This is a genomic window from Mailhella massiliensis (assembly GCF_020741395.1).
Classification (GTDB): domain Bacteria; phylum Desulfobacterota; class Desulfovibrionia; order Desulfovibrionales; family Desulfovibrionaceae; genus Mailhella; species Mailhella massiliensis_A.
In genome coordinates this window covers 1-3,221 of sequence record NZ_DYZA01000247.1, presented here as the reverse complement: position 1 = coordinate 3,221, position 3,221 = coordinate 1, and the positions used below count along the sequence as shown (strand labels likewise).

Sequence of the window (3,221 nt, the reverse complement as noted above, 5' to 3'; positions counted from 1 at the left end):
TCCAAGGATCTACCGCCGCGAAAACGCCTTGAAACACAAATAATTTTATAATAGTTGTAGAATAAACATGTTGTCTTTTCCGAAGTACCCGCGCTGCGCGGCTCAGCCGCGTAAATCCAACACAAAAAAACTGTGCCTCCTGCGCAACCGCCCTGTTTTACAAGCCTCGGATGCCGGGGCAGAAAAACGAGTCCTCCCCTCTACCGAATGAAAGCCCCAAGAAAGGCTCTGTTCCCTTGTAGGTAATACTCTACAGCCTGCCTCGAAAAAAAACTCTCTCCGCGTTCAGGAATGTTTTCCGGCAGGAACACCTCCCTGCCCTGTATGCAGATGAGGCCTTCCCACAAGGGGATGGAAGTCCCCCCGGATATCGTCATACTCCAGAAGCTCTCCGCTTTGCAGGTCGAAATACCAGCCGTGCAGAAAAAGCCTCCCCTCTTCCACGGCACTTTTCACCCAGGGAAAAGAAAGGAGGTTCCTGAGCGACAAACGTACGTTCCACAGCTCGCAGGCCCTGGCCCGGTCGGCCGCACAGGCGCCGGGCATGTCCTCATCCGCCTTTTCCAGGGCATGCCTTGCCACATCCACCCACGGGCCTATGAATTCATCGTCCCCAGATTCGTCGGTTCCCGTAACAAGGGCCTTGATGCCGCCGCAGCAGGCGTGCCCCATGATAATGATATCCTTCACCTCAAGATGCTTGACCGCATATTCCAGCGCTGCGCTCACACCGTGCCTTCCCCCGTCGGGAGCGTAGGGAGGAACAAGATTGGCCACATTGCGGACCACAAAAAGATCCCCCGGACGGCAGTCGGTAAGAAGCACGGGATCCACACGGGAATCACAGCAGGCAATGACGAGCGCCAGCGGGTTCTGGCCGTTTCTGAGTTCCTGAAAAAGAGGCTCCTCAGGATGGTACCAGCGATGCTGAAAACGGCGGAAACCGGAAGTGAGACGAAAAACCAGCGGATGCTGGCGGCCTGCCTTGTGCACGCGTGTTATATGAAAGGACATATCAGCCTCGAAAACAAAAAATCCAGAAAATGCAGCGGCATTGTAGCGCTGACGCCTTTCACGGGCAAGAGCGTATCCGCCTCTTGACAGTCGGGCGTACTTTGTATATCTGGAAAGAACGCAAAGGGGAGTAACTGGGATCGTGAGTCCCGGGCAATGTCAACAGCATGGAGCGCCCGCTTCTGGCATTGCCGTCAGCCCGTCTGATGAGTGAGACCTTCGCGGCAATAAAATATTGCCGGAAGGTCTTTTTCGTATCTTCCGGCAGAAATGGAAAACTCTGGAGGATACACATGTTCGGACACTCTCTCGTGGAAGTGGGCGTCTTTTCCGTACTGGTCATTGCCTGCATGTGGCTTGACCTTCGTTCCCATAACGACGACAAGCCCGTCACCGCCCGCAACGCGGCCATCTGGACCACAATCTGGATCACTCTCGCGTTTGCCTTCGCCGGATATATCGGCTGGAACGAAGGCCCCGCGCAGATGCAGCTCTTCATCGCCGGTTATCTCCTTGAGGAATCCCTTTCCGTGGATAACCTCTTCGTCATGATGGCCATTTTCACTTCCTTCGGCATCAAAGACGCCTATCAGCACCGCGTGCTGTTCTACGGCATTCTCGGCGCGGTGATCATGCGCCTGCTCTTCGTCGCCGCAGGCAGCTCCCTCATCAAGCTCTTCGGCCCCTACGCCCTGGCCGGCTTCGGCGTTTTCGTGCTCTGGACGGCGTGGAAAATGTTCCAGGCTCTCGGTAAGAAGCATGATGAAGATATCGACTACTCCCAGCACTGGGCCGTGCGCTGGACACAGAAGTTCATCCCCGTGTACACGCACCTGCACGGCCACGACTTCTTCGTGCGCACCGATGAAAACGGCACTCCTGTGGAAGCTCCCAAGAAGCATGTGGAAGGCGGCGCCGTGAAACTGGCCGAAAAGCCCGTCGGCAAGGTGATCTGGAGAGCCACGCCCCTTTTCCTCTGCCTCGTCGTCATCGAAATCTCCGATATCATGTTCGCCTTCGATTCCGTTCCCGCCGTGCTCGCCATCACGCCCGACCCCTTCATCGTGTACACCAGCAATATCTTCGCCATACTCGGCCTGCGGTCCATGTTCTTCCTGCTCGCCGCGGCCAAGCGTTACCTGCGCCACCTGGAAAAGTCCGTCATAGCAATCCTGGCCTTCATCGGCATCAAGATGCTTCTTGACGTGACCGGCGTCATCCATCTGCCCGCCATGATCTCTCTGAGCGTGGTGGTCGGATTCCTCACCCTCGGTATCCTGGCTTCCTTCCTGCCGGAAAAGAAGGCGTAACGCGGCATACGCACCTTTTTTGCGGCGGCCTCCGGGCCGCCGCTTTTTTATGCCCGTCATACCGACGCCCTGTAAGAAAGAGAGAGGAGTGCTTTCTGAATGACGGAACGCTTTCAGGATGCCCCCAAAAAGCAAAGAGGAAGACTCTTCCTGTACCTGAGACGACCTTCATCCTTCAAGGCTTCTCCAAAGCAGGAAAAGCCCGTGTACCGTACACCGCAGCTTCCGCCCCCCTTGTTCCCCGCCCGACCTTTCGCCACAGGCGCGGAAAAAGCACGGGAGGCCCTCCGTCATAACATGCCGGGCAGGACTTCAAAAAGAATCCCGCCCATCCCATTTTCTGCGGACAACACGGTCCTGAGACATGGCAAAAATACCCGGGTATGCCCATACCTCAGCAACGGTGCCGCTCCATGCCGGACAGCTTTCCAAGGCGTATCGACAGCCCGGCGAGCAATCCTTCCAAGGCGAAGCCCGGTTTTCCCGTTCCCTACTCCCGCACCTCTCTGACGCAAAAGCCGTCCGTAACGCCGTGCCCGTGCATCCCCTCCGGAATTCAGCTCCATTCACGCATTCCCTTCCTGGAAAAACAGCCTCTCCCACTCTGCGCTTGTTTTCCGCCCGGCCTCATCGGTCCGCAAGGCCTGTTTCTTTTTCCAACCTTGTTCCCGCATCCCTAAGATTTCCCTGTCTCCCAGGTGGCCTGCATTTTTGTATGGAAAAAATATGACATCGTAATCCCTCACCGATGCGACGCAGCACCTTTTCCCTTTCGAGATTCCTGCCCTGGATTTTCTCGGGGAAACTTCTTCGGAACTCGCGGACTTAAAGTCAGGACCACCCGTAAAACGGGTGGCTTGTTCAGCCCTGTAAGGGCTTGTTACTTGCTCGCGCCTT

At 56.2% G+C, this 3,221-nt stretch carries 3 protein-coding genes; 1 reads left to right on the top strand and 2 read right to left on the bottom strand.

Features of this window, described 5'->3' with window-relative positions; all coding sequences use genetic code 11:
• Positions 1–285 precede the first annotated feature (285 nt).
• A complete protein-coding gene (locus tag K8W16_RS12000) occupies positions 286–1,014 on the bottom strand; it encodes a carbonic anhydrase (protein WP_304124177.1) in 729 nt (242 codons plus the stop codon).
• Positions 1,015–1,307: 293 nt separating this feature from the next.
• Here K8W16_RS12000 and K8W16_RS11995 point away from each other — a divergent pair, with 293 nt between their 5' ends.
• Positions 1,308–2,324: a TerC family protein gene (locus K8W16_RS11995; RefSeq protein WP_304124175.1), complete on the top strand. Its 1,017-nt coding sequence runs from the start codon at positions 1,308–1,310 to the stop codon at positions 2,322–2,324.
• 566 nt (positions 2,325–2,890) lie between these two features.
• On the opposite strand, the gene K8W16_RS11990 is transcribed toward K8W16_RS11995, so the two are convergent.
• Positions 2,891–3,221, bottom strand: a 331-nt coding sequence (locus K8W16_RS11990; protein WP_304124173.1) for a hypothetical protein, incomplete at its 5' end; no start/stop codon positions are given.